Origin of the sequence: Acinetobacter sp. BEC1-S18-ESBL-01 (assembly GCF_014169935.1) — a bacterium.
GTDB classification, from domain to species: domain Bacteria; phylum Pseudomonadota; class Gammaproteobacteria; order Pseudomonadales; family Moraxellaceae; genus Acinetobacter; species Acinetobacter pittii.
The window spans coordinates 2,641,928-2,667,553 of the sequence record NZ_AP022302.1 but is presented as its reverse complement, the minus strand read 5'-3'; the positions used below and the strand labels follow the sequence as shown (position 1 = coordinate 2,667,553).

The following is a 25,626-nucleotide window of genomic DNA, read 5'->3' as shown; positions in this document are numbered from 1 at the left end:
TATGCCGATTTTATTTTAAGCACATAGGACAACACATCTAAACATCTCAACGACAGAGGAATTTCAACATGATTAAAGGTTTAGCAATCACACCACCCATCTTGGGACGGATCAGTATTGGCCGTGTAATAGAAAAGAATGGCAAGCGTCTGCCAGAGAAAGACGATCAGTTCACCATTACCAGTCAAATACAGGGTAAGGACGGTTGGATTAAACACCCCTTGGATGAGCAATTGCGTAGTCAAGCACCGAATCAAAAGCTGCGTAGCATCCCTGTACGTATGATCTTCAATGACCCTGAACTCAATCTTCGAGCTGAATATAGTTTATTTGACCGACAGACAGGTCGCCCGATTTGTGTGGGGAATGGTCAGACGTGTCAGCGTATGACATCACAAGGTGTAGAGCAACATCCTTGTCCATCCCCCGACTTATGCCCACTTGGACAGGGTGGACATTGTAAGCCTTATGGACGCCTGCATGTCAATTTAGGCGAAGCCGATGAGTTTGGGACTTTTATCTTCAGAACCACTGGTTTTAACAGCATTCGCACTTTGGCAGCACGTTTGAATTACTACCATGCGGCATCAGGTGGTTTGTTGTCGTGTTTGCCGTTGCAGCTCACGTTGCGTGGGAAAAGCACAACCCAAAGCTATCGTCAGCCCGTGTATTACGTGGATTTAACGTTACGGGAAGGCGTGGATTTACAAACAGCAATTCAGACAGCCAAGGAGATTGACCAACAGGGAAAACAGGCAGGGTTTGATCAGGCGGCATTAGATCAGATTGCACGGCAGGGTTTTGCCAATGCCAAGTTTGAGGTGCATGCAGAGGAGGGGATGGAATTGCTGGAGGAGTTTTATCCACACAGTGACAGTGCTGTAGATACAGAGCATTCAGCGCAATTGAGCTATGTGCAGGAGATTCAGCAGGGGTTGCAGCAGAGTGTTAGAGCTGTGAATTGAGCACAGTTGAATTATCTAGTCAGTTTGGTAAGTCAATTAATGGATTCTGAACAAGTTGGCTAGTCACTAATTGAAGGGAGCTTTGGCTCCCTTAATTTTTTTGGGTAAGCGGATTAAATGGTTGATCTTACCTTTGCATGAGAGTGAGGCAAACCGGCATCTCATCGGATTATCTGGTTGGCACTCCAACCTACTGCTGATGCATGCTTCCCTCGCTAATTCCAGCAAGAACCCCACACGCCTTAACTTCCCGGTCATCGTTGCAACGCGCTCTTAGTGAAACGAGTTGTTTCTCAAGCGCCTGTAGAGCGGTTATCTGCGAGCGCACATGAGAGATGTGATCATCGAGCAAGGCATTGACAGCGGTACAGGACTGATGAGGGTCGTCCTGATAGCGCTTTAGTTCGTGAATTTCTGCCAGTGACAGATCCAGGATGCGGCAGCGACGAATAAAGGCCAGCCGCTCAACGTGTTTCTCGGTATAGACACGGTAACCGTTCTCCTGCCGACCAGGCGGCGGCAACAAGCCCTGCCGTTCGTAGAAGCGGATCGTCTGTGTATCTACCCCTACTGACTGTGCCAACTGACCAATACGCATCGGGTTCCTCCGCAACGGATTCTCTACGCTATTGACATTATAGCTACTATATAGTTTTAAATGAAAACCCGATCACATTCAAGTGGAGTCATATCATGAGTAAAAACTGCGGAGGCCCCTGTGGCGACCATGCAAGGCCTGCGGCGGATATCGATATGCAGGCCTCCTCCGAGGCGCCAGGGAGATGGGTCAGTGTTTATGCCGTGCCGAAGATGGACTGTCCATCAGAAGAGCGCATGATTCGCCTGGCCCTGAACGGCGTTGAGGGGATTCGGGCACTGTCCTTCGACTTGTCGAACCGCCGGTTGAAGGTCGTGCATGACGGCGAGGCTGAGCCCATTACCGCGAAACTGGCGACCTTGGGGCTAGGCGCCTCGCTTCAGGAAACCGTCATTGCCGACCCAGAGACGATCAAGGCCGCTGAGAGCTCGGCAGTCTCTGCTACGCAGGAGTCAGGCACTCTGCGCGTGTTGCTCGGTATCAATGCGATCATGTTCGTGGTGGAAATGACTGCTGGCCTGATCGCCCAGTCTACCGGCCTGATCGCTGATTCCCTGGATATGTTTGCCGATGCAGCCGTCTATGGTCTGGCTCTCTATGCCGTAGGGCGCAGTGCGAAAATGCAGGTACGTGCCGCGCATCTGGCAGGGGTACTGCAACTGATTTTGGCTATCGGCGTACTCGTCGAGGTGGTGCGACGCTTTGTTTTCGGTAGTGAGCCTGAATCGCTGATGATGATGGCGATCGCCTTCGTCGCATTGATTGCCAATACCAGTTGTCTGCTGCTCATATCCAAACATCGGGAGGGCGGAGCGCACATGAAGGCAAGCTGGATATTCTCGGCCAACGACGTGGTGATCAACCTGGGGGTCATCACCGCCGGCGCTCTGGTCGCGTGGACCGGGTCCAATTATCCGGATCTGATTATCGGCACCATCGTGGGGGTAATTGTACTTAACGGTGCTAGACGCATTTTGGCGTTGAAGGGTTAAATAATGCTCATTATTGGCAAAAAGCTCTCGCCGTATGCCCTATTGTCCATATCGGGCCTGCTGGCAGCGTCTGATCAGGCCGTAAAATGGCTGGTGCAACAATCAATGGCATATGGCGAGTCTATTTCAGTGACCTCATTCTTTAACTGGGTACACGTATGGAATACCGGTGCCGCATTCAGTCTTTTTGCGAATGGTGGAGGCTGGCAGCGCTACTTTTTTATCGGAATCGCGGTAGTGGTCTCGATTTTTCTGATCAAGCTGATCCTTGAAAATCGTCATAAAGGAGAAGCCATCGCTTACAGTCTTATCCTCGGTGGCGCCATGGGCAACCTGATTGACCGGGTCTTTCGCGGCTATGTTGTGGATTCCTTTGATTTCTATTGGCGAGACTGGCATTGGCCGGCCTTCAACCTGGCTGATATTGCAATTGTCCTCGGTGCCTTACTTTTAGTTTCCAGCAGCTTGTTGGGTAAAAAAGCAAACACCAATGCCGAGTCGGATGGATCTGACTGACACCTACGCCTATACAACACCATGACCGAACTTCCCGACAACATCCTTGACCTGCCGCAATACCAAGTACTGGGCTGCAAATCAACCGACGACGAAATGCACTTCGAGGTGGACGTGCCCGATCCCATCGCCTGCGAGGAATGCGGCGTGCAGGGTGAGTTCGTACGGTTCGGCAAGCGTGACGTTCCCTATCGTGATCTGCCCATCCACGGCAAGCGGGTCACTCTCTGGGTGGGGGCACCTCAGAAATCGGAAAATAAAGCACGCTAAGGCATAGCTGACCTTGCCAGGCCTGCTTCGCCCTGTAGTGACGCAATCAGCGGGCAGGAAACGTTCCCTTTCCGCGCATGGCAGGCGCACATCAGTTCAGACAGCACGGCCTCCATGCGTGCCAAGTCGGCCATCTTCTCGCGCACATCCTTGAGCTTGTGCTCGGCCAGGCCGCTGGCTTCCTCGCAATGGGTGCCATCCTCCAGCCGCAGTAGCTCGGCGATTTCGTCCAGGCTAAAGCCCAGCCGCTGGGCCGATTTCACGAACCGCACTCGTGTTACATCCGCCTCGCCATAGCGGCGAATGCTGCCATAGGGCTTGTCTGGCTCCGGCAGCAGGCCCTTGCGCTGGTAGAACCGGATGGTCTCCACATTGACCCCGGCCGCCTTGGCAAAAACGCCAATGGTCAGATTCTCAAAATTAATTTGCATATCGCTTGACTCCGTACATAACTACGGAAGTAAGCTTAAGCTATCCAAACCAAATTTGAAAGGACAAGCGTATGTCTGAACCACAAAACGGGCGCGGCGCGCTCTTCGCCGGTGGGCTGGCCGCCATTCTTGCGTCGGCCTGCTGCCTGGGGCCGCTGGTTTTGATCGCCTTGGGGTTCAGCGGGGCATGGATCGGCAACCTGACGGTATTGGAGCCGTATCGGCCGATCTTCATCGGCGCGGCGCTGGTTGCACTGTTCTTTGCCTGGCGGCGCATCGTCCGACCGACCGCAGCCTGCAAGCCGGGCGAGGTGTGCGCGATTCCGCAAGTGCGCACCACCTACAAGCTCATTTTCTGGTTCGTCGCCGTGTTGGTCTTGGTCGCGCTTGGTTTTCCCTACGTCATGCCATTTTTCTACTAATCAGGAGTTCATCATGAAAAAGCTGTTTGCCTCCCTCGCTCTCGCCGCTTTCGTTGCCCCCGTGTTCGCCGCCACTCAGACCGTAACGCTGTCCGTGCCTGGCATGACCTGCGCCTCTTGCCCGATCACTGTCAAGCACGCGCTTTCCAAGGTTGAGGGCGTGAGCAAGACCGACGTAAGTTTCGACAAGCGCCAGGCCGTCGTCACCTTCGACGATGCCAAGACCAACGTCCAGAAGTTGACCAAGGCGACCGAGGACGCGGGCTATCCGTCCAGCCTCAAACGCTGATCCGTTAACCGAACTCGGGAGCGACACATGGGACTCATCACGCGCATCGCTGGCAAAACCGGCGCGCTCGGCAGCGTCGTTTCCGCGATGGGCTGCGCCGCCTGTTTTCCTGCCATCGCCAGCTTTGGCGCGGCCATCGGACTGGGCTTCTTGAGCCAGTACGAGGGGCTATTCATTGGCATCCTGCTGCCGATGTTCGCCGGCATCGCGTTACTCGCCAATGCTATCGCTTGGCTCAATCATCGACAGTGGCGACGCACGGCGCTCGGCACGATAGGCCCGATCTTGGTGCTGGCAGCGGTGTTTTTAATGCGGGCTTACGGCTGGCAGAGCGGTGGACTGCTCTATGTCGGCCTGGCCTTGATGGTTGGGGTGTCGGTCTGGGATTTCATCTCGCCAGCACATCGCCGCTGCGGGCCGGACAGCTGTGAATTGCCAGAACAACGTGGCTGACGGCAACAGCCGTAGCCACCACAGAAAAGGAAAAATACATGACCACCCTGAAAATCACCGGGATGACCTGCGACTCGTGCGCGGCTCACGTCAAGGAAGCCTTGGAGAAAGTGCCCGGCGTGCAATCGGCGCTGGTGTCCTATCCGAAGGGCACAGCGCAACTCGCCATTGAGGCGGGCACGTCATCGGATGCGCTGACTACCGCCGTGGCCGGACTGGGCTACGAGGCAACGCTTGCCGATGCGCCACCGACGGACAACCGCGCCGGCCTGCTCGACAAGATGCGCGGCTGGATAGGGGCCGCTGATAAGCCCAGTGGCAACGAACGCCCGTTGCAGGTCGTCGTCATTGGTAGCGGTGGCGCGGCAATGGCGGCAGCACTGAAGGCCGTCGAGCAAGGCGCGCAGGTCACGCTGATCGAGCGCGGCACCATCGGCGGCACCTGCGTCAATGTCGGCTGTGTGCCGTCCAAGATCATGATCCGCGCCGCCCACATCGCCCATCTGCGCCGGGAAAGCCCGTTCGATGGCGGTATTGCGGCAACTGTGCCTACGATTGACCGCAGTAAGCTGCTGGCCCAGCAGCAGGCCCGCGTCGACGAACTGCGGCACGCCAAGTACGAATGCATCCTGGGCGGTAATCCGGCCATCACCGTTGTGCACGGTGAGGCGCGCTTCAAGGACGACCAGAGCCTTACCGTCCGTTTGAACGAGGGTGGCGAGCGCGTCGTGATGTTCGACCGCTGCCTGGTCGCCACGGGTGCCAGCCCGGCGGTCCCGCTGATTCCGGGCTTGAAAGAGTCACCCTACTGGACTTCCACCGAGGCCCTGGCGAGCGACACCATTCCCGAACGCCTTGCCGTAATCGGCTCGTCGGTGGTGGCGCTGGAGCTGGCGCAAGCCTTTGCCCGGCTGGGCAGCAAGGTCACGGTCCTGGCGCGCAATACCTTGTTCTTCCGTGAAGACCCGGCCATCGGCGAGGCGGTGACAGCCGCTTTCCGTGCCGAGGGCATCGAGGTGCTGGAGCACACGCAAGCCAGCCAGGTCGCCCATGTGAACGGCGAATTCGTGCTGACCACCGGACACGGTGAATTGCGCGCTGACAAGTTGCTGGTTGCCACCGGTCGGGCACCGAATACGCGCAGCCTCGCGCTGGACGCGGCGGGGGTCACTGTCAATGCGCAAGGGGCCATCGTTATCGACCAAGGCATGCGCACGAGCAACCCGAACATCTACGCGGCCGGCGACTGCACCGACCAGCCGCAGTTCGTCTACGTGGCAGCGGCCGCCGGCACCCGTGCCGCGATCAACATGACCGGCGGCGACGCAGCCCTCAATCTGACCGCGATGCCGGCAGTGGTGTTCACCGACCCGCAAGTCGCCACCGTGGGCTACAGCGAGGCGGAAGCGCACCACGATGGCATCGAGACCGACAGTCGCACGCTGACACTCGACAACGTTCCGCGAGCGCTTGCCAACTTCGACACACGCGGCTTCATCAAGCTGGTCATCGAGGAAGGTAGCGGACGGCTCATCGGCGTGCAGGCGGTGGCCCCGGAAGCGGGCGAACTGATCCAGACGGCGGTGCTCGCCATCCGCAACCGCATGACGGTGCAGGAACTGGCTGACCAGTTGTTCCCCTACCTGACAATGGTCGAGGGGTTGAAGCTTGCGGCGCAGACCTTCAACAAGGACGTGAAGCAGCTTTCCTGCTGCGCTGGATAAAAAAAGGAGGTTTTCAATGAGCGCCTACACCGTGTCCCGGCTGGCCCTTGATGCCGGGGTGAGCGTGCATATCGTGCGCGACTACCTGCTGCGCGGATTGCTGCGTCCGGTGGCGTGCACCCCGGGCGGCTATGGCCTGTTCGATGATGCCGCCTTGCAACGGCTGTGCTTCGTGCGGGCGGCCTTCGAGGCGGGCATCGGCCTGGACGCGTTGGCCCATCTGGACGCGCAACTGGCCTCCATGCCAGCCGAGCGGGCGCACGAGGAGGCATTGCCGTGAACGCCCCTGACAAACTGCCGCCCGAGACGCGCCAACCCGTTTCCGGCTACCTGTGGGGTGCGCTGGCCGTGTTGACCTAGAGAGAGTGCGCAAGGGCCTCAGAAAGGAGCTGAAACCGTCCCAGAGCCGGACTCTCAAGGGAGACCGGAAAATCCTGCTGAAACGCGCTCACGAAGTCTCAGACCGGGAGCGCCTCATCATGGAGACCTGGACAGGCGCGTTCCCGCAACTGCTGGCCGCCTACGAGCACAAGGAGCGCTTCTACGGCATCTGGGACGCCACCACACGGCTCCAGGCAGAAGCCGCCCTGGACGAGTGGATAGCCACCATCCCGAAGGGCCAAAAGGAAGTCTGGAGCGATCTGGTCAGGGCAGTGGGAAACTGGCGCGAAGAGACCATGACCTACTTCGAGACGGACATGCCCGTCACCAACGCTTACACGGAGTCCATCAACCGACTGGCCAAGGACAAGAACCGTGAAGGGCGCGGTTACTCCTTCGAGGTGATGCGGGCACGAATGCTCTACACCACGAAGCACAAGAAGAAGGCACCGACTGCGAAGGTCTCTCCTTTCTACAAGAAAACCATCGGTTACGGACTGCCGGACTTCGCAGAGGAACTCAACTACGGAGTCGATCTATCAACCATCTGAGGGTGGTATCAGATTGATGGGGTGAAGGTGCCCCATCAACCATTAAATCCGTATACCCATTTTTTTGTTATTCAGGAGTGATAATGCAGGCTTCAAAAATAGCGATCAGTCCATCTAGCCGGCAGTTGAATCCATCAATATTGGCCTGAATCCAGACTTCCTTATTGTTAATTTTACTCCACTGTACCCCATAGCCGCAGTGAGCAAGTAGGTGTTCAAAGAAGATACGCTGGGTGCGTCCATTGCCTTCACGAAATGGGTGAATCACGTTGACTTCACAATAAAAATCAGCGATTTTTTGGATAAGTACTGGTTTGGCTAAACCTTGAAAATAGTGCTGCTGCTCAAGTTGCTTGAAGAGCTTATTGGCTTCAATTTCAATACGCGGGAAGGTACAAAAGCGGGTATCGCCTTTGGCAATATCCACTTGTCTTAGTTCACCTGCCCAGGCATACAGGTCTGAAAAGAGCTGAAAGTGAATGGATTGCAGGTATTTGAGATTGTAAGGTGGCTCCGCATACTCAATTCGTGTGCTGGCATACTCAGTCAACTCCAGTTCTGCTTGTTGCAGAATTTTAGCATCCTGAATGTTCAGTTTGTTTTTGAGGACGTCCGAGTGGGGTAACAGTAAATGCTGTCACCCATTTCACCATATTTATCCATAAGGAAGCCTGATCACGATTCCGAAGTTTGTGAGAACTTTTTATATTTTTCTAAAATCTGTGCTTTATCTAATGTTGGGGCGGTTGAAGATGGCTGGATCCCTTCCAACTTTAAACTGGCCTGATAATTCTGTAGGCGCGTAGCTTGGATATATTTTTTTTTCTGTTCGAGAGTGTTTAGCATTCTGGAATTTCCTTGAACAAAGGTAATGCAAGCCTAGTTTAGCAGATGGGCTTATAAATAGGCACGGCTTTCAAAAGCAGGGTTGTAGCGTTATGGTGGATAAACCTTCTATGAGAAAAATCTGAAACCAGACGACAAAATTTGTCGCTTAACTCTCATGCAATAAATGAATAATCAACAATCTGCTTTTAAATAATATAATATTATCCAACAGTTAAAAAATTATCAGTATTATCTCTAGCAACCGAAGTGTCGCCAGATACTGATCACAGATAAGAATTCAGGAATTGATTCACGACTATGACCAACAATAACTTTTCACAAATCGCTTCTTTCATCTGGTCGGTTGCCGACCTGCTGCGTGGTGACTTCAAACAATCGCAATACGGTCGCATCATTCTGCCATTTACCTTGTTACGTCGTTTGGAATGTGTACTGGAAGAAAGCAAGGCTGCGGTACTGGCAGAACATGAAAAAGTCTCCAAGCTGAATCTGCCAGAAGAAGCTCAAGAAAAGTTATTGCTGCGTGCCACCAACGGTCTAGCCTTCTTTAACACCTCCCCTATGGATCTTAGCAAAATGGGGCAGAGTGATATCAAGGCCAACTTAAGCACTTATGTGCAAAGTTTCTCTAAAGATGCCCGTGAGATATTTGAATACTTTAACTTCATCGAATTTGTGGGCCTCCTCGATGATGCCAACCTTTTGTATAAAGTCGTGCAAAAGTTTGCCACCACGGATCTGAGTCCAAAGAACGTATCCAACCATGACATGGGCTTGGTGTTTGAAGAACTGATCCGTCGTTTTGCCGAAGGTTCTAATGAAACCGCAGGGGAACACTTTACCCCGCGTGACATCGTGCGTCTGACCACGGCACTGGTGTTTATGGAAGATGATGACGTGCTGACCAAAGACGGCATTATCCGGACCATTTATGACCCGACTGCGGGGACGGGTGGCTTCCTGTCTTCAGGCATGGAATATCTGCATGAGCTGAACCCAAATGCGGTGATGCGTGCCTTTGGTCAGGAACTCAATCCAGAATCCTACGCTATCTGTAAAGCCGACATGCTCATTAAAGGTCAGGATGTAAGCCGAATCAAACTCGGTAACACGCTGTCAAATGACCAGCTTGCTGTGGATCAGTTTGACTACATGCTGTCGAATCCACCCTTTGGCGTGGACTGGAAAAAGATCGAACAAGACATTAAAGATGAACATGAACAAAAAGGCTTTGATGGCCGTTTCGGTGCAGGCTTGCCACGGGTATCGGATGGTTCACTATTATTCCTGATGCACCTAATCAGCAAGATGCGTGATGCCAGTAGTACCGAGAGTGGCAGCCGCATCGGGATTATCCTGAATGGTTCACCATTGTTTACCGGTAGTGCAGGCAGTGGCGAAAGTGAGATCCGTCGCTACATTTTAGAAGCTGACTTGCTGGAAGCCATTATTGCTTTACCGAACGACATGTTCTACAACACCGGCATTGCCACCTATATCTGGGTACTCAGCAATAAAAAAGCCGCTGAACGCAAAGGCAAGGTACAGCTGATCAATGCCTCAAACCTCAGTACCAAAATGCGTAAGTCGCTGGGTTCAAAACGTAACTATCTGACTGAAGCTGAAATTGCCACCATTACCCAAAATTACGGTGACTTTGTGGCGGTAGATACTTTGGCAAACGATGGTGAAACCGAACAGCAAAAACCATTCGCCAGCAAAATCTTTGACAGCCATGAATTTGGCTATCGTCGCGTGACCATTGAACGTCCATTACGTTTATCGGCACAGATCACGGATAGCGCGATTGCTGCATTACGTTTTGCGCCAAAACCGTTTAATGCCCTGATGCAAAGTATCGATGCACAATTGGGCACAGCCTTTGGTACAGCATGGACAGCTGAAACTTATGGTCAGTTGCAGGATGTGGCGCTTGAGGTGCGTGCCCTGATTAAAGCGGAATTCCCTGAGCTAAAAGAAAAAGACATTAAAGAGGTACTGGACAGCAAAATCTGGCTATTCCAGAAAGCCTTGATGGAAAAAGCCCAAGCCTTACAGAATGTGATTGGTACTGAGCAGTTTGATGATTTTAACCAGTTTGATGAAGTGCTGAAAAAAGCCCTCAAGCAAACCGACATCAAGCTGGATGCCAAAGAGAAGAAACAACTGTTAGATGCCATTACCTGGAAGAATCCGGAAGCAGAACCAGTGATTAACAAGGTCGTGAAACAGGCGGAAAATCCACTATATGGCCAGTTCAGCTACCAGGGCAAAGTGGTGGAGTTTGTACAGGATGGCGACTTGCGTGATGCCGAGAATATCGCACTGAACCCAAAAGTCAGCACTACCGAGCTGATTGAAAATTACTTTAAACGTGAAGTACAGCCACACGTGCCGGATGCCTGGATCAATGCCGACAAGCGTGATGAAAAAGATGGCGAGATTGGTATTGTTGGGTATGAAATTCCGTTTAACCGTCATTTCTACGTTTACCAGCCACCGCGTGATTTAGCTGAGATTGATGCGGATTTGGATGCGGTGAGTGCCGAGATTATGCAGCTGCTACAAGAGGTGCATTCATAATGGCGAAGTATCAGGCCTATGCAGAGTATAAGGATTCAGGGGTTGGTTTTTTAGGTGAGATTCCTGAACATTGGATTGTCAGTAAAGTTAAATACTTAGCTCCATTTCAAGTGGGATGGACTCCGCCGACTAAAAATGATTCCAATTTTATTGGAGATAATCTTTGGGTTAATATTTCAGATTTAAAAGGTAAGGTAATTAACAATACGGTTAAGCAGATATCTGATAAAGCCGCTTTAGAAGCATCTATGGATATCACCCCTAAAGGCTCTCTGATGTATAGCTTTAAGTTATCTGTTGGAACTGTTTCATTTGCTGGTTGTGATATGTATACCAATGAAGCAATCGCATCATTTCTACATTCAGCAAAACTGCCTTTGTCTTATTTGTATTATGCTTTGCCTAAATTTGTTATCGAGAATGCTTCAACCAATATTTATGGTGCAAATATTCTTAATCAAGAACTGATAAGAAATGCTTTATTAGTCAAGATACCTTATATTGAAGCGGAAAAGATCGCCAACTTCCTCGACCACGAAACTGCCAAAATCGATCATCTGATTGAAAAACAACAACAACTGATCGAACTGCTGAAAGAAAAGCGCCAAGCGGTAATTAGCCATGCTGTGACCAAAGGGCTTGATCCGAATGTCCCGATGAAAGATTCGGGTGTGGCATGGTTAGGGGAAGTGCCGGAGCATTGGAAAGTAACTCGTTTTAAATTCTTGTGTGACAGTATTGTTGCTGGACCATTTGGTTCTAGTATTACTAAAGATATGTATGTTAATCAAGGTTTTAAAGTTTATGGTCAAGAGCAAGTAATTCCAAATAATTTTGAAATAGGCGATTATTATATTTCTGAAAAAAACTATAAAGAGTTAGCTAGATATGCGGTTGATCCAGGAGATATTCTAATAAGTTGTGTGGGTACATTCGGTAAAATAGCCGTTTTTCCTTCAAATGGGGAAAAAGGCATAATTAACCCTCGCCTAATAAAAGCTACTCTTTCTAAAGATCATAATTCATATTTTTATCGAGAATTTCTTAAGAGTGAAGCTGTATTTAAGCAATTTGAGCAACTCTCTAGAGGGGGAACGATGGGAGTTATCAATATTGCAATATTAAATGAAATTGTAGCAGTGGCACCAGACACAAATGAGCAAGAAGCTATTTATGTATTCATAGCTGAACAAAAAATAAAATTTAGTCATTTAATTGGTAGAGCTTGTGAGCAAATTGAATTATTAAAAGAACGCCGCACCGCCCTGATCTCAGCCGCAGTGACTGGAAAAATTGATGTTCGCCACTGGCAAGCCCCAACAGTTGCTGAGGCACACACGGAGTTAAGCGCATGAGTCTAGACGCCACCCGTGAAAGCATTTTCCAGAACGATATTATTTCCCAAATGCTGGCACAGGGTTGGCAACTGGGTACGCCACAAGGCTACAACCGTGAAACCGCCTTGTATGAGCAGGACGTACTAGATTTTGTGCAACAAACCCAAGCACAAGACTGGCAGAAGTTTCAGCGCATCTTTCCGCAGGATACCGAACGGCATTTTCTGGAAGCCGTGGTTGCCCAGCTGAAGAAAGCCGACATCAATGCCACCGATGAACAGTCACGTAGCTATGGCACTTTAGGTGTGCTGCGTCACGGAGTGAAAACCCGCAGCGCACGATTTTTCCTCTGTCAGTTTAAACCTGAACATGCGCTGAATCCGGATACCTTAGCCAACTACAAGAAGAACATCTGCCGCATTGTGCCGGAGCTGGTCTATAGCCCGTATGCTACGGCTGCCGAGTTACAGGACATGGGCAAACAGGCCAAGAAATGGCGTATTGACTTGGTATTGTTTATTAACGGCTTTCCTGTTGCTACTCTCGAACTCAAGTCCGAGTTTAAACAGGCGGTGCAGAATGCCATGTTGCAGTACAAACGCACCCGCTTGCCGAAAGATCCAGAAACCAACAAACCTGAACCCTTGCTGATGTTTAAGCGTGGCGCATTGGTACACTTTGCCGTGAGTCAATACGAAGTCTATATGGCGACCCAACTGGCCGGAGAAGATACTTTCTTCCTGCCATTCAATAAAGGCACACATGACGGTGGCGCAGGCAATGATGTGCCAGAAGACCAGAATCAGTACGCTACGGCCTATCTGTGGAATGAAGTCCTCACGCCGGACAATTTGCTGAATATCATTGGACGTTTTGTCCATCTGCAAATTGAAGAAAAAGAAGACTGGGAAGGACGCAAATACAAAAAAGAACTGCTGATCTTCCCACGTTACCACCAATGGAATGTGGTCACCAAACTGATCAATGCCGCCTTAGAGGAGGGCACTGGGCAGAAATATCTGATTCAGCACAGTGCAGGTTCAGGTAAGTCCAACTCGATTGCCTGGACAGCACATCAGCTGTCGACCCTGTACGATCAACACAATCAGAAACTGTTTGATTCGGTGATTGTGGTCACTGACCGTACCATTCTGGATGCCCAGCTACAGGACACCATCTACCAGTTTGAACATGCCGATGGCGTGGTCGGACGCATCAATAACAAAGAAGGCGATGGCTCCAAATCGGAAAAACTGGCCAAGGCACTGGAAACCTCACAGCCGATTATCATTGTGACCATCCAGACTTTCCCCTTTGTGTTACGTGCCATTGAAAACAGCATCAACCTGAAACAGCGACGCTATGCGGTGATTGCCGATGAAGCGCATTCTTCGCAAAGCGGCTCTACGGCACGACAGCTGAAAGAAGTGTTGATGCTGGAAGAACGTGAAGAAGATGCAGAACTGTCTTCGGAAGACATTCTGGATGCGGTGGTGGCTGCACGTAAGGGCAGTAAGAACCTCAGCTACTATGCCTTTACCGCGACACCGAAAGACAAAACCCTGCAACTGTTTGGCCGTGTACCCAATCCTGAGCTACCGCCATCCAAGCAAAACAAGCCGGAAGCCTTCCATGTCTACTCCATGCGTCAAGCCATTGAAGAAGGCTTTATTCTGGATGTGCTGAAAAACTACACCAACTATAAAGTGGTGTATAAGCTCAAACAAAAAATTGAACAAGCCGACAAACAGGTCGATGCCAAAAAAGCCAAGATCAGGCTGAATCAATGGGTACGCCTGCATGACCACAACATTTCCCAGAAAGTGAAAGTTATTGTCGAACATTTTAAAAATAACGTGATGGGCTTATTGGGTGGGCAGGCTAAAGCCATGGTGGTGACCAGTTCACGTAAAGAAGCCGTGCGTTACAAGCTGGCCTTTGACAAATACGTGACGGATCAGGGCTATAAGTCCATTCAGGCTATGGTCGCATTCTCGGGTGAGGTTGAGTTTAATGACAAGGATACCGACAGCAGTGGTTTAGTCGGGCAGACCTTTAATGAACGCAACATGAACCCGGGACTGAAAGGGCGGGAAATGCGTAAGGCCTTTGACAGTGATGATTATCAGGTGATGCTGGTGGCTAACAAGTTCCAGACTGGCTTTGACCAACCGAAACTGTGTGCCATGTACGTAGACAAAAAGCTGGGTGGTGTTGAGTGCGTACAAACCTTGTCACGCTTGAACCGTACCTATCCAGGCAAAGCGGAATCTGGCACCTTTGTCTTGGACTTCTTTAACGATCCTGAAGACATTCTTGGGGCCTTCCAGCCTTACTATCAAACCGCAGAACTGGCTGATGTATCGAATCCGGATCAGATCTTTGACCTGTTTGAAAAGCTGAAAGCTACCAAGATTTTTCTGTGGACGGAAGTCGAGCAGTTTGTCGATGCGTTCTTTACCAAGAACAAATCCAATGCTGCGATTAGTAATATCTGCAAACCGGCGGTTGAACGCTGGCAGAAACGTTATAGTCAGGCCATCGAAGCCTATAACACCACCCGAGATATGCTGGAACGCTGCAAGAAAACCAATGATGCGGTGCTGATTGCTAATGCCGACAATGCCTTTAAAGAGGCCAAGCTCGAAAAAGACAAGCTGGAAATCTTTAAAAAAGACTTGGGAAGCTTTACTCGTTTTTACGAGTTTATGTCGCAGATCGTGGACTACGATGACAAAGAACTGGAAAAACTTAGTCTGTATGCGCGTAACCTGCGTCCATTGCTGCGTGAAACCGCAACGAAAGATGATGAGGTGGACTTAAGTAATGTCAGCATGAGCCATTACCGCTTGTCCAAGATCCGTCAGCAGGACATCAAGCTGAAAGAAGATGCCGAAGATTTTAAGCTAGAACCGGGCAATGACCTCGGTGCAGCCAAGCCACGTGATAAGAAAGAAGAGTTCCTGTCACAGATTATTGAGCGTCTGAATGATGTCTTTATCACCGATAACCTGACTGATAAAGATATGCTCAACTATGCCTATACGGTACGTGACAAACTGGCTGAGAATGAAATTGTCATGAAGCAGATCGCCAACAATACCCGCGAACAGGCCATGCTGGGTGATTTCCCGAAAGCCATGGATGATGCCATTCTTGGCAGTAGTGCGGCACATCAGGAACAGATGATGCAGTTGCTGTCTGATCCGGCGAAGGCCAGCATCTTTGCGAGAGTGATCTTTGATATGTTGAGCAGTCGATAGTTTTTAAACATTTTTAGAATTAAATTTTTGAGTAAAGGGGTGTATTGATATGTTGGCTTTTGCTGAATTTCTGCAGGATTATTTTATCATTCCTGTGGGAATGCTCATTTTTGTATTATGGATTGGGTTTAAATTCTATTCTAAATATATCAAACCTGCTAAAAACCTTAGTGAGCAATTATCAGTACTAATTAATGCCTTAAAAGGAATGGATAAAAACTCTAGTCTAAATAAGCATTCATTAGATGCAAAATTCGAAAATGATACGCCTTTAAAACATGCTTGGTTGAATTACAAAAATTCTTTTCATGACATCTATGAAACTGTAGATGGAGAAGATGTACTAGTTTCCTCACGTGCAACGGTATCAAGTGATGTATTTTTTTCACAAGCTGTCATTGTGGATACCCCTTTAAGAGTTGAGTTTTATAAGCACTTGCCAGGTATCATCACTGGTGTAGGTATTATTGCTACATTTGCCGGCCTTCTATTTGGATTATTAGCTTTTGATCCCGCAGGCGATCCAGCAAAAGTTCAAGACAGTTTAGGCTTGTTATTAGGTGGGGTAAGTGAAGCATTTATGGCTTCTGCACTTGCGATAGGGACTGCAATGATTATCACTTGGCGCGAAAAATCGTGGTTGCGTCAGTGTTATGAACAGTTAGAAACTTTAACGACAGAAATTGATAAGCTTTTTGAAACTGATTCCACTGGAGAAGAGTATCTAGCTAAATTATTAAAATCCTCTCAAGCAAACGAAACCAATGCTCGTCAATTAAAAGATAGCCTTGTTAATGACTTAAAAGTCATGATGACGAATTTGGTTGAGGAAAATAAAAAGAATCAGATTGCTTTTGCTGCACAGTTAAGTGAAAGCTATGCGAAATCAAGTCAGGATATGGCGACTCAGATTGGTCAATCGATTACGGATACCTTGCAAGCACCTCTAGATAAAATTGCGTCTAGCGTACAACAAGTGAGTGGTGACCAAGGTTCAGCCGTCCAAGAACTCATGACTGATGTGCTTACAGCCTTTATGAGTAAATTGGAGTCTACGTTCGGCAGTCAAATGACGGGCATGAATGAGATGATGACTCAATCAGTATCTGCTATGAAGGAAATGCAATTAGGTTTCTCTCAATTACTGACAGATATGAAAATTAATAGTGAAACTTCGACGAAAACATTAGAAATACAGATGTCGAAAATGATTGAAGATATTCAACAAAAACAAAATGAGATGTCTGATCAAATGAATTTAATGGTGGATCATTTATCTCAAGGTGCCGCAAAAATTGGAGAACAAGGTCAACATGCGATTGAGCAGTTAAATGGCAAAGTCTCGGAGTTGATGGGGAATCTAGGCGGAACGATGTCTGAGTTAATGTCAGATGTCACGAAACAGCGTATGGAACAAGATCGTGTAATTCTAGAAAATCAGCAAAAATTGCACGAACAATCATCTGCATTAATTGATAATTTAGGAACTGAAATTAAAGATTTGATTGCACACAGTCAAAATGCGGTCCAAGTCTATAAAGAAAATATTCAGAAATTATCTCAAGTGACAACGGATAGTATTACGGGTATGAATAACGGTGCTGAAAAAATGCGCTTAGCTTCTGAACAGTTTAATACTGCGGGCAGTTCTTTGATTACAGTGACTGATAAGACATCACAGTTAATTGCAGAAGTAAGTACCACCTCTACGCATTTGACCAGCGCAAGCAGCAATTTAATCTCTCTATTGAAAGACTATAAAGACTCACAAGAGAGTGTCAAACAGGCAATCAGTACTTTAGATGGTTTGATTAAACAAGCTCAATCTGAAGCTGGTATGAGTACCAAAATGCTTGAAGATATGAATCACATGACAAATGCATTGAATCAAGTGAAGAAAGAAATGCAGGATTATCTTGAGCAAGTCAGTGATGTGCTGGTGAAAGGTTTTGACAGTTTTGGTTCCTCAGTGGAAACCAGCTTAAATCATTCTTTAGGAGCTTTTGATAATACCCTTGATCAAGCTGTAAAACGCCTTGCAACTGGTGTAGAGGGCTTGGGTAATTTTGTAGAAGATCTGGAAGATCTTGTACAACAAAAGAAAAACTAATTTTGGGGTACATGATTAATGTTAGGTAACAGGTACTCTAAGAAACCACGTTCTAAAGATGATGGTGAAAAACCTTTTTGGATTTCATTCGCTGATTTAATGACAGCATTAATGACCTTGTTTTTAGTCGTAATGGCTGTGTCATTAATGGTCGTAACGAAAAAAATCAATGAAGCGACTCAAGCCGAAAATCAACGCAGTTCAGAGATTTTGGATATTTGTACTAGTATTCAAAATGACGCCGCGTTGAAAAACAAGATTATTGCTGTTGATTGTAAGGACAATCGTATCAACTTTGGAGAAGCTGGTCGGTTTGGCCATAATGACTACCGGTTAAATGCAGCAGGTGTAGAGGCATTAAATACGTTAGTACCCATTGTTTTAAATGCTGCTAATAGTGAAAATGGAAAAAAATGGTTTAAACAAATTGTGATTGAAGGATTCACAGATACGGACGGTTCATATCTCTATAACTTAAACTTAAGTTTACGTCGTTCAGAATGGGTCATGTGCAATTTACTTGATCCCAAGTTTAGCCAAGGGTTAAGTTTAACTGAAGCACAAAAGAACCAGGTTAAACAATTATTTTTAGCTGGTGGGGTCTCTTTTAATTCAGCTAAGGATAGTAAAGAAGCCTCACGTCGTGTTGAGCTACGGATGCAATTCTATGGTTTAAAAGAAAAAGAGAACGCTGAACCGCAACCTCATTTTGTTTCAGCACCTGTTGAAACATGCCAATTGACACGGTGATAGTGATGAGTATTGCGAATCTGAAACGTCGTCTTGAAGAAAAAATAAGTGTATTTTCTGAACCAACTCATATACAGACTAAATTTGTTAGACCTCAGCGTTTAATGAAAACATTGTCGATTATTGAGCATAAACTCGATGATCTTGAAAATGTACAACCATTAGAAGAAAAAATTATCAAATCAGTTCTCAAACTTGAACAACATGGGTTTGATGGGATGACTAAACGAGATTGGAAAAATTTGGCTTGGTCTCTCAGTAAAAAACTGCCCAATTATGAAGAAAAACTTTTATTCACACCTGTAGGTGTAAGATTAATTGATTATTTCAACCAATTGGGAATTGACCAACTCCAGTTTGTTTATTTTCCACTGTTGTATAGTTATTTTGCTTTTGAGCAACATGAACTAGAAAACTTACCTAGTAATTGGATTCAGTTAAGAAAAATACTAGATGAAAATAAATCTTCGATATTTAAAGCTTCAACTCGGCCTAAAAAATGGATGACGACTCTTATAGATAATTCAGAGGTTTTAACCACAGAACCTACGAAAAAATTTGTACGTGAATTTTTACAAGATAATGATGAAAACAGAGTTGCTAATCAATTAGAAAGTTTAAGAATAGCTTCGGTTAGTTGGTTTTGGGATGATTTGATTCGATCTGCAATTAAGTCGATCAAGACAATGAAAGAAGATGAGTATTTTCAAATTATCCCACGTTTTTTAGTATTGCTTGAAAAAAATAAAATATATGCGACGGATATTTTAGCTGCGCTTCTAGAACGGTATGCTAGTACCTCTCAGAGAGAGAAAGTACATGAGGTATTAAAACATCTAGCATTGGATCAGTGGGGTAATCCTCAGTATGAATCATCAGCGGGATGGAATAACGTAAATGTTGATACCAAAAAAATGGTGATTCAGTGGTTTGTAAGGGCAGATTTAGAAGCTTTTTTCAATTTATTCAGTCGCGTAGCAGATATAGAACGTTTTAATTACTGGATTAAATATATTGATAAGATTTCTTTTTCCCAGATTTTCTTAGGTCCTAATGCATTACACTCGACTCAGGCAGAGCATATTAAATTTAGAGAAATGAATAAAGGAAGGCTAAAACGTTTAACTCGATCGACTGCAAATAATAATGCTTTTATGCTCAAAATTGAAAATGTTTATGTTATGGATTTTTCGAGTGTAGGTAATGCTTGTTATATTACAAATTCAATACCTTATAGTGAAAGAGCAAGGGAGGTCAGTATTGATGAGCTCAAACCATGGGTACACTTATTAAAATTAAGTCATACACCAGGTTGGCAAATACGATTTGATGAAAAATTAGCTGAATTGGGAATCTTTTCCAGTCAAGCAAATAATTCTAATTCAAGATATAAAAGGCATTATTAAAAGGTAATGGCATGAAGCTAGCATTCTGGAAAAAGAAAAAAAGTACTGACTCTGTTGTTGAAGATAACTTGGTGGTGAGTCTAAAGTCTTTACAATATGATGAAGTAGGATTGATTTATCCTTATCAACAAAATGCTAAAACTGATGCAGATTTTTATTGGGAAAGTCTAGAAGAAGAAGATATCGCGTATCTCCTGGATGATCAGTATGTATTGCCATGGGAGGAGCTGTTTCAGCTTCAGCAAGATCCCGAACATAGTAACGTACTTAATTTACTCAACTTACCGAGTTCAACGAATTTACATCCAGTGATTCGTAGTGAGGGAGGATTAAGTGATCCTGATTTTAAAATCATTCTGGATGGATGGTGTGATCAAAATAGGATTAAGTCTAAAGGCCTAATTAAACGAATAGGTCCCGTACTGAATGTTGATGGTCAAGAATATTTACTTGATGAAGCGACTTGGAAACTTATAGAAAAAGTTAAAGAATTTGCTCGTATATCAAATAAAGATAATAAGCTCAATCAAAAGTATTGGGCTCAAATACGAAGTTTAGCTAATCGAAGTCAGGCAAATTTAGATGAGTTTCTTCGTAAGACCGTGGTACTTGCACCTGAAAAATTACAATTAAATCTACGTAAAAACTTGATTAGTCAGGAATCAGTTGTAGAAGTACAGCCCGACTTTGATGAGGCACCGTCAAATTGGTTGCAAACTTTTGATCACTATAATCAGGTACAAGATCAATATAGCATTAGCCTACCAGATGGTGGAGTCGCTCATGTAGTCATTGATCCTCAAGTCAAAAATGTACTGAGTGAAATTAAAAAGATGCCGAATAGACGTGTATCTGGTGAGCGCGCTCAAACATTTTTGCATAACCCCTTCGCGCAATTAGGAGATGATGCCACAGAGGTCATCTCTCCTGAAGGTTTTGAAAAATCAAAGCAAGATGCAGAAATCTATAGTTACAGCTTACAGATAGATAAATTTTATAATGAGTTAGCGCATTATGTTTCTGCTCAATTAACTCTTAATGAAAATTCAGGTCGTGAACAACAACCGATTCTGTTGGAACTCTCCAATCTAGAGCAAACAAAATATTTTATCTCTGCTTATGAAAAGCCATCACCAATTTTCATGTGGGCGGGTTATACAATTGATAAAACAAGTTATTTAGATCATCAGGTTCAAGAATTAAAAAATGATCTAACAGAAATCCAAAAATATGAAGATGAGTTACAAGCACAGCAAGTTTTAGATCTATCCAATTACAGTGACCGGGTTATTGGTATTGGTGAGGCACAAAAACTTAACTCTGAGTTCATTCAAAGGGACAGCGGTGAATCAGAGTGGTTGCCACAGCATCTCATGGAGTTGGAAGAACAACTACAAGATCGCTTGTCTAATGAAGCAATAGAGGTGCTTGAACAGCGTATCAAACAGGCTGAGCAAGAAGGTAAAGATCAGGTTCTAATTCCTAATGCGAACACTGAAGTCTCAGTAGATGACGCTAAAAAATTATTAAATAGTCTGAGCGATTCAAATAGAAAAGAGCCTATCGAAACATTAGAAGAATCTACGGTTAATCTACAGAAAAAAAAGAAAGATACATTACTTATCGCGAATAATATTGATAAAGCAGAGTTTACTAAACAACGAGCAGATCAATTGGTTTTTGATGAGAAGAACCATCCCCCAGCTAGATTGCCTTCAAGTTTCAGAAGTCAGGAATTCGGTTTAAAACCGCATCAGGAGTATGGAGTTGCATGGTTGCAGAATCTACATCAATATGCACCGGAACAGGTAAGTGGCTGTCTTTTAGCAGACGATATGGGATTGGGGAAGACCCTGCAATTGTTGTGCTTTATTGGTGAATACTTAGAAAATGCAAAAGATAAAAAACCAGTTTTAGTGGTTGCTCCAGTTTCATTGTTAGAAAATTGGGAGGCAGAAGCAAATCGGTTCTTCAGTGCTAAATTTGCTAAGATCCTAAGTCTATATGGTGAGAATTTAAAAGATCGAAAAATTCCCAAGCATTTAATTTCTGCTCAATTGAGAGACGATCACGGTATTACGCATTTGCTTGAAGAAGAGTGGTTAGGTGATGCGGATATTGTCCTCACAACCTATGAAACGATGCGTGATCTAGAGTTTTCTTTAGCGCGAGTTGATTGGGGGATTATGGTTTGCGATGAAGCACAAAAAATTAAAGTACCTACGGCTATGGTGACAAAAGCGGCTAAAGCTCAAAAGGCAGACTTTAAAATAGCATGTACTGGTACTCCAGTGGAAAATTCACTCACTGACTTATGGTGCTTATTTGATTTTATACAAGAAAATTTACTCGGTTCTTTAAGTGAGTTTAATAAAATATATCGACGTCCAATTGAAACGTCGGAAGATGTAGATAAGCAAATCTTAGAGCAACTCCGTAAATTGATAGCCCCCCAAGTTTTAAGACGGATGAAAAAAGAGGTCGCTGATTTACCACCTAAAACTGAAGTAGATAGTTGTAAAACAATTCATATTAGTGACTTGCAAAGAAAATTATATGCCTATGCGGCCCAACATTTTCATCAATTGTCGGCTGAGGGAAATCGTGGTGCCATGCTTAGTAGCTTACACAAATTGAGAATGATTTGTGCGCATCCTTTAGCAGAAGATCCAATGGCAACACTCAAAGATTCACCAAAAGTAGATTGGTTGTTCCATACCCTGCAGATGATTCAGCAAAGGAATGAAAAGGCCATTATTTTTACGGAATTTAGAGAAATCCAAGTATTTCTGAAGCGTGTTTTAATGGAACGTTTTGGCTTAAATGTAACGACTGTGAATGGGGATACTAATACAAGCAGCAAAAGTGGGTTAACTAGACAAAATTTAATTGATAAGTTTCAAGAAAAGCCAGGATTTAATGTAATTCTTCTTTCCACTACAGCAGTAGGGTTTGGAGTAAATATCCAAGCGGCAAATCATGTTATTCATTATACACGTAGCTGGAATCCTGCTAAAGAAGATCAAGCAACTGACCGCGCTTATCGTATCGGACAGCAGAAAGAAGTTTATGTGTATTACCCAACGATATCTGCACCTGATGGGGAGGAATTAGAAACTTTTGAAGTCAAGTTGGATAGACTTTTATGGAGTAAACGTGTACTTGCAACAGATATGCTTCAACCGAAAACGGATGTGAGTAAAGAGTTAATGCAATTAATAGACTAGTGTGATTATTTACAGAGCCTGTAAATAATTTTGTGTAATTGCTTTTCATCATTTTAAATGTACTAAATCAAACCTGATCTGACAGTTACCGATATTTGATTGAGGCTGTCAGATTAAGTCTGAACTAATACACTAAGGTCAGACGATATAACCCGAAAGCCGAAACTTTCGGGGTTACAGCAGTGTATTTAAATATAATTCGATTGATTAATATGAGCTTTTTTCGACTTTAAACGTTGTGTTGGTGTACTTGAACCGAACCCAATATTCAGGACCAATCAAACTGTATTTTAAAGTGGTAAGACGCATACCAATGTAGTTCTGATTTGTATCGTAAAAATTGGATTCTATACCATAAACTAAAGGTTCTACCCCTGAGTTCATGCAGGTAATATCACTCCACCCAATACTGGTTTTACCTTCTCGGAATACAAAAGGTTCAACATCTGTATAGAGTTGAGATTCAGCAAAAGGGGTAAAGTCGGTATCTTCGCGTGCTACAAAAAATATGAGCCGAATACTCCTAAAACCTCGAATAGTCGTTTCCTGTTTCGACAAAATACCTAGAGTGTGATTCTCAGCATTGTTAGCCCAGACTGCTTCGATAATTTTACCTGACGTGGCACGCAGCATATCCTCAACAGTCACAGGACTAAATGTTTTCTGATCCATTGAAAAATCATCAACATTCATAAACTCAGCAGAAACAAGCAATGAATGAACCTGAAACATTGAATTGTTACATAAGACAGCTTCTTCAAAACGATTATAAGCCTTTCTAGAATTGCCAAATGAAGAATCCCAGTGATTTTTCAAGCTCATAAAATCTCGTGTTTTAGATCTCACTTTCAGATCCTGACAGAACCCATCAACAACTGCTTCAAACTGTTGATACAATCCAAGTGGAAAGTTGATGAGTCCATGTTTATACAGCAAATCAACCATCAGCTTGATCTCTGGTCTGATGATCACGTCTGAAAATTTACCCGTCAGAAAAGGATTAATCGGAATATCTTGAATAATCTTGAGTAAATTAACACCCTTGGGTGTTAGATAAACATGAGGCACCAGATAGTCGTAAGTTGGTTGTTTGGAGATAATCTTAAAAGTCTTATTTTCAGTAATCATGAGATACAACTTCAGATAATCATCCAAGCCAACAGGAGGGCGATTATTGGGTATATAGCCAATAAAAGGCTGGATATACGCTTGAGTGATATGGTGAGTACTGAGTAGAGATGTATAGGATTCATCAGGCTGTAATCTAATCATACTTCATCTCCCGTAAACGTATTGACATCAAGGTGGTTTTTTCTCGGACGACCACGAGTCTGTGGTTTTAAAGGCTGACTAATCTGGAAACGTCTTCCATTTTTCATATTGCTGAAAATGAATAACTGACTGGTTTTACAGTGATATTCAAAACCCTCTTCAAGCCACTTTCTTTTCTGCGTATGGTTATATTCAATCGTGCCTAAAAAACAGTTTTCGTAAGTATGCTTCCGCATATTACAGATGTAGGCATAACCTTGATCATTGGTCACTTTTTTCCAAAGCTTTTCAATACCTTGTGCGAGGCTAATGTCTTCCTGATTTTTATTCCCATTGAAAAACCAGAATGTATGCAGATGGAATCCACGTCTTGGCGTATATTCAAAACGAAAAATATAGCCGATGGCTTGTTTCAACACAGGATTATGCCGTTTGTTTTCTAGTAGTTGTTCAACACACTTTTTAAATGCATCAAAATCATTTTTAGATAAACAATCTTCAGCTTTGAAACAGGTTTGCAGTAATGTTTCAGGTTTATGTTTGAGATATAAATCAAGTCGAACAACGACCACACGTGAATACCGTTCAATTAAAGAGTTGAACATTTCGATCATTCGAGACTTATTTTTTTTCAGATTCTTCCGCTCATCATAAACTTTGCGTCTGATGTTCGGGCGACGAAAAAAGGCACGAATTAATCCAATAAACTTATTCATTGCATTAATGTACGGGAGCAAATTCTCCTTTAGACTGGAAGGTAAAGGTGTGCCATTACGTAGAAGCTCTAACTCATCCTCTGACATCTGGCTTAGTGCATAATCAAATGCTTGAATATCAAGACCGCTGATAATGTCTGAATGCGTAGAATAGTTGAGAAGTTCTTCAATATCAGAAGGTAAATTACTCATTTGAGCAGGGTGTTTGACGGCAAAGCCATAGCGACCATTCGATAGTCTTTTCGTTTCAGCTGTGACTTCAGGGAAGTTACGTTTTTTGAACTGTTTGACCAGTTTAGCTTTCCCTATAGCAGGAGCTAGGATGTTATCCTGTGAATTTACTAAAAAGGTGGTTTTATAACCATCGTTGACTGGAGTAATTTGCAGTTCGGTTTCAAATTGCTGGAGCCATTGGTCATGTGTTCCCATATGTCGACCAGCATTTACATTTATAATGCGCATATAAATTAAACTCGATTTAAAGTTAAAAGCGCAACTGTGATCAGTATTCTGGGTATAGG

General features: G+C 45.3%; 20 protein-coding genes and 4 pseudogenes. 18 read left to right on the top strand and 6 right to left on the bottom strand.

Going from position 1 to position 25,626, the window contains the following annotated elements; translation table 11 throughout:
• The first annotated feature begins 68 nt into the window (after positions 1-68).
• Complete coding sequence (locus H7R46_RS12600) at positions 69-965, top strand: hypothetical protein (protein WP_017395932.1); 897 nt, start codon at positions 69-71, stop codon at positions 963-965.
• Between the two features lie 190 nt (positions 966-1,155).
• On the opposite strand, the gene cadR is transcribed toward H7R46_RS12600, so the two are convergent.
• On the bottom strand, positions 1,156-1,563 hold the full coding sequence (gene cadR / locus H7R46_RS12595; protein ID WP_001219642.1) for a Cd(II)/Pb(II)-responsive transcriptional regulator: 408 nt from the start codon (positions 1,561-1,563) through the stop codon (positions 1,156-1,158).
• Between the two features lie 95 nt (positions 1,564-1,658).
• On the opposite strand from cadR, the gene H7R46_RS12590 reads away from it, so the two are divergent.
• From H7R46_RS12590 to H7R46_RS19230, 3 genes and pseudogenes are all read left to right on the top strand, one after another.
• Positions 1,659-2,555 carry a cation transporter gene (locus tag H7R46_RS12590; RefSeq protein ID WP_004964805.1) on the top strand — a complete coding sequence of 299 codons (897 nt, stop codon included), beginning with the start codon at positions 1,659-1,661 and terminating at the stop codon, positions 2,553-2,555.
• Positions 2,556-2,558: 3 nt separating this feature from the next.
• Positions 2,559-3,071: a signal peptidase II gene (gene lspA, locus H7R46_RS12585; RefSeq protein WP_000905420.1), complete on the top strand. Its 513-nt coding sequence runs from the start codon at positions 2,559-2,561 to the stop codon at positions 3,069-3,071.
• A 21-nt stretch (positions 3,072-3,092) separates the two neighbouring features.
• Positions 3,093-3,305: pseudogene (locus tag H7R46_RS19230) on the top strand (transposase family protein); the annotation flags it as partial.
• Positions 3,306-3,337: 32 nt separating this feature from the next.
• Here H7R46_RS19230 and merR read toward each other — a convergent pair.
• Positions 3,338-3,772, bottom strand: coding sequence for an Hg(II)-responsive transcriptional regulator (merR, locus tag H7R46_RS12575; RefSeq protein WP_025467725.1), 435 nt, complete (start codon positions 3,770-3,772; stop codon positions 3,338-3,340).
• 71 nt (positions 3,773-3,843) lie between these two features.
• On the opposite strand from merR, the gene merT reads away from it, so the two are divergent.
• The 7 genes and pseudogenes from merT to H7R46_RS12540 form a co-directional block, all read left to right on the top strand.
• Positions 3,844-4,194, top strand: coding sequence for a mercuric ion transporter MerT (gene merT / locus H7R46_RS12570; RefSeq protein WP_001294659.1), 351 nt, complete (start codon positions 3,844-3,846; stop codon positions 4,192-4,194).
• 13 nt (positions 4,195-4,207) lie between these two features.
• Positions 4,208-4,483 (top strand): mercury resistance system periplasmic binding protein MerP, encoded by a 276-nt coding sequence (gene merP / locus H7R46_RS12565; RefSeq protein WP_004178136.1) that lies wholly within the window; start codon positions 4,208-4,210, stop codon positions 4,481-4,483.
• 27 nt (positions 4,484-4,510) lie between these two features.
• Positions 4,511-4,936: an organomercurial transporter MerC gene (merC, locus tag H7R46_RS12560; RefSeq protein ID WP_000522996.1), complete on the top strand. Its 426-nt coding sequence runs from the start codon at positions 4,511-4,513 to the stop codon at positions 4,934-4,936.
• 38 nt (positions 4,937-4,974) lie between these two features.
• Positions 4,975-6,660, top strand: coding sequence for a mercury(II) reductase (gene merA / locus H7R46_RS12555; RefSeq protein WP_086260879.1), 1,686 nt, complete (start codon positions 4,975-4,977; stop codon positions 6,658-6,660).
• 16 nt (positions 6,661-6,676) lie between these two features.
• Positions 6,677-6,940, top strand: a complete 264-nt coding sequence (merD, locus tag H7R46_RS12550) for a mercuric resistance transcriptional repressor MerD (RefSeq protein WP_001277458.1) — start codon at positions 6,677-6,679, stop codon at positions 6,938-6,940.
• Positions 6,937-7,017, top strand: a pseudogene (locus H7R46_RS12545) (mercury resistance protein); the annotation flags it as partial. The gene merD and the pseudogene H7R46_RS12545, both read left to right, overlap by 4 nt.
• Positions 7,017-7,592 (top strand): annotated as a pseudogene (locus H7R46_RS12540) (ISL3-like element ISPpu12 family transposase); the annotation flags it as partial. The pseudogenes H7R46_RS12545 and H7R46_RS12540, both read left to right, overlap by 1 nt.
• Positions 7,593-7,659: 67 nt before the next feature.
• Here the strand turns inward: H7R46_RS12540 and H7R46_RS12535 are convergent.
• Positions 7,660-8,255 (bottom strand): annotated as a pseudogene (locus tag H7R46_RS12535) (putative adenosine monophosphate-protein transferase Fic).
• A 12-nt stretch (positions 8,256-8,267) separates the two neighbouring features.
• Positions 8,268-8,438: a YhfG family protein gene (locus tag H7R46_RS12530; protein ID WP_079454551.1), complete on the bottom strand. Its 171-nt coding sequence runs from the start codon at positions 8,436-8,438 to the stop codon at positions 8,268-8,270.
• 300 nt (positions 8,439-8,738) lie between these two features.
• Between H7R46_RS12530 and H7R46_RS12525 the strand changes: the two genes are divergently transcribed.
• Genes H7R46_RS12525 through H7R46_RS12495 form a run of 7 tightly spaced genes read left to right on the top strand, consistent with a single transcriptional unit; the run spans position 8,739 to position 23,117 of the window.
• On the top strand, positions 8,739-11,024 hold the full coding sequence (locus tag H7R46_RS12525; protein WP_086260881.1) for a type I restriction-modification system subunit M: 2,286 nt from the start codon (positions 8,739-8,741) through the stop codon (positions 11,022-11,024).
• Entirely contained in the window at positions 11,024-12,379 is a 1,356-nt protein-coding gene (locus H7R46_RS12520; protein WP_086260882.1) for a restriction endonuclease subunit S, read from the top strand. The genes H7R46_RS12525 and H7R46_RS12520 overlap by 1 nt, the downstream gene beginning before the upstream one ends.
• Entirely contained in the window at positions 12,376-15,624 is a 3,249-nt protein-coding gene (locus tag H7R46_RS12515) for a type I restriction endonuclease subunit R (protein ID WP_086260883.1), read from the top strand. Before H7R46_RS12520 ends, H7R46_RS12515 begins: the two co-directional genes overlap by 4 nt.
• Before the next feature lie 49 nt (positions 15,625-15,673).
• Positions 15,674-17,734, top strand: coding sequence for an anti-phage ZorAB system protein ZorA (zorA, locus tag H7R46_RS12510; protein WP_086260884.1), 2,061 nt, complete (start codon positions 15,674-15,676; stop codon positions 17,732-17,734).
• An 18-nt stretch (positions 17,735-17,752) separates the two neighbouring features.
• A complete protein-coding gene (gene zorB1 / locus H7R46_RS12505) occupies positions 17,753-18,484 on the top strand; it encodes a type I Zorya anti-phage system protein ZorB1 (protein ID WP_031980558.1) in 732 nt (243 codons plus the stop codon).
• 5 nt (positions 18,485-18,489) lie between these two features.
• Positions 18,490-19,890, top strand: coding sequence for an EH signature domain-containing protein (locus tag H7R46_RS12500; RefSeq protein ID WP_086260885.1), 1,401 nt, complete (start codon positions 18,490-18,492; stop codon positions 19,888-19,890).
• An 11-nt stretch (positions 19,891-19,901) separates the two neighbouring features.
• The gene (locus tag H7R46_RS12495) at positions 19,902-23,117 is read left to right on the top strand and encodes a DEAD/DEAH box helicase (RefSeq protein ID WP_086260886.1); all 3,216 of its coding nucleotides are present in this window, start codon (positions 19,902-19,904) and stop codon (positions 23,115-23,117) included.
• A 207-nt stretch (positions 23,118-23,324) separates the two neighbouring features.
• Here the strand turns inward: H7R46_RS12495 and H7R46_RS12490 are convergent, their stop codons facing one another.
• Complete coding sequence (locus H7R46_RS12490) at positions 23,325-24,389, bottom strand: hypothetical protein (protein ID WP_086260887.1); 1,065 nt, start codon at positions 24,387-24,389, stop codon at positions 23,325-23,327.
• Positions 24,386-25,567 carry an inovirus-type Gp2 protein gene (locus H7R46_RS12485; protein WP_086260888.1) on the bottom strand — a complete coding sequence of 394 codons (1,182 nt, stop codon included), beginning with the start codon at positions 25,565-25,567 and terminating at the stop codon, positions 24,386-24,388. The genes H7R46_RS12490 and H7R46_RS12485 overlap by 4 nt, the downstream gene beginning before the upstream one ends.
• Between the last annotated feature and the right edge of the window lie 59 nt (positions 25,568-25,626).

Bases quoted from the DNA above. Each gene is read 5' to 3' on its own strand.
- H7R46_RS12600 (WP_017395932.1), top strand. From the start codon at position 69: ATGATTAAAGGTTTAGCAATCACACCACCCATCTTGGGACGGATCAGT.
- cadR (WP_001219642.1), bottom strand. From the start codon at position 1,563: ATGCGTATTGGTCAGTTGGCACAGTCAGTAGGGGTAGATACACAGACG.
- H7R46_RS12590 (WP_004964805.1), top strand. From the start codon at position 1,659: ATGAGTAAAAACTGCGGAGGCCCCTGTGGCGACCATGCAAGGCCTGCG.
- lspA (WP_000905420.1), top strand. From the start codon at position 2,559: ATGCTCATTATTGGCAAAAAGCTCTCGCCGTATGCCCTATTGTCCATA.
- merR (WP_025467725.1), bottom strand. From the start codon at position 3,772: ATGCAAATTAATTTTGAGAATCTGACCATTGGCGTTTTTGCCAAGGCG.
- merT (WP_001294659.1), top strand. From the start codon at position 3,844: ATGTCTGAACCACAAAACGGGCGCGGCGCGCTCTTCGCCGGTGGGCTG.
- merP (WP_004178136.1), top strand. From the start codon at position 4,208: ATGAAAAAGCTGTTTGCCTCCCTCGCTCTCGCCGCTTTCGTTGCCCCC.
- merC (WP_000522996.1), top strand. From the start codon at position 4,511: ATGGGACTCATCACGCGCATCGCTGGCAAAACCGGCGCGCTCGGCAGC.
- merA (WP_086260879.1), top strand. From the start codon at position 4,975: ATGACCACCCTGAAAATCACCGGGATGACCTGCGACTCGTGCGCGGCT.
- merD (WP_001277458.1), top strand. From the start codon at position 6,677: ATGAGCGCCTACACCGTGTCCCGGCTGGCCCTTGATGCCGGGGTGAGC.
- H7R46_RS12530 (WP_079454551.1), bottom strand. From the start codon at position 8,438: ATGCTAAACACTCTCGAACAGAAAAAAAAATATATCCAAGCTACGCGC.
- H7R46_RS12525 (WP_086260881.1), top strand. From the start codon at position 8,739: ATGACCAACAATAACTTTTCACAAATCGCTTCTTTCATCTGGTCGGTT.
- H7R46_RS12520 (WP_086260882.1), top strand. From the start codon at position 11,024: ATGGCGAAGTATCAGGCCTATGCAGAGTATAAGGATTCAGGGGTTGGT.
- H7R46_RS12515 (WP_086260883.1), top strand. From the start codon at position 12,376: ATGAGTCTAGACGCCACCCGTGAAAGCATTTTCCAGAACGATATTATT.
- zorA (WP_086260884.1), top strand. From the start codon at position 15,674: ATGTTGGCTTTTGCTGAATTTCTGCAGGATTATTTTATCATTCCTGTG.
- zorB1 (WP_031980558.1), top strand. From the start codon at position 17,753: ATGTTAGGTAACAGGTACTCTAAGAAACCACGTTCTAAAGATGATGGT.
- H7R46_RS12500 (WP_086260885.1), top strand. From the start codon at position 18,490: ATGAGTATTGCGAATCTGAAACGTCGTCTTGAAGAAAAAATAAGTGTA.
- H7R46_RS12495 (WP_086260886.1), top strand. From the start codon at position 19,902: ATGAAGCTAGCATTCTGGAAAAAGAAAAAAAGTACTGACTCTGTTGTT.
- H7R46_RS12490 (WP_086260887.1), bottom strand. From the start codon at position 24,389: ATGATTAGATTACAGCCTGATGAATCCTATACATCTCTACTCAGTACT.
- H7R46_RS12485 (WP_086260888.1), bottom strand. From the start codon at position 25,567: ATGCGCATTATAAATGTAAATGCTGGTCGACATATGGGAACACATGAC.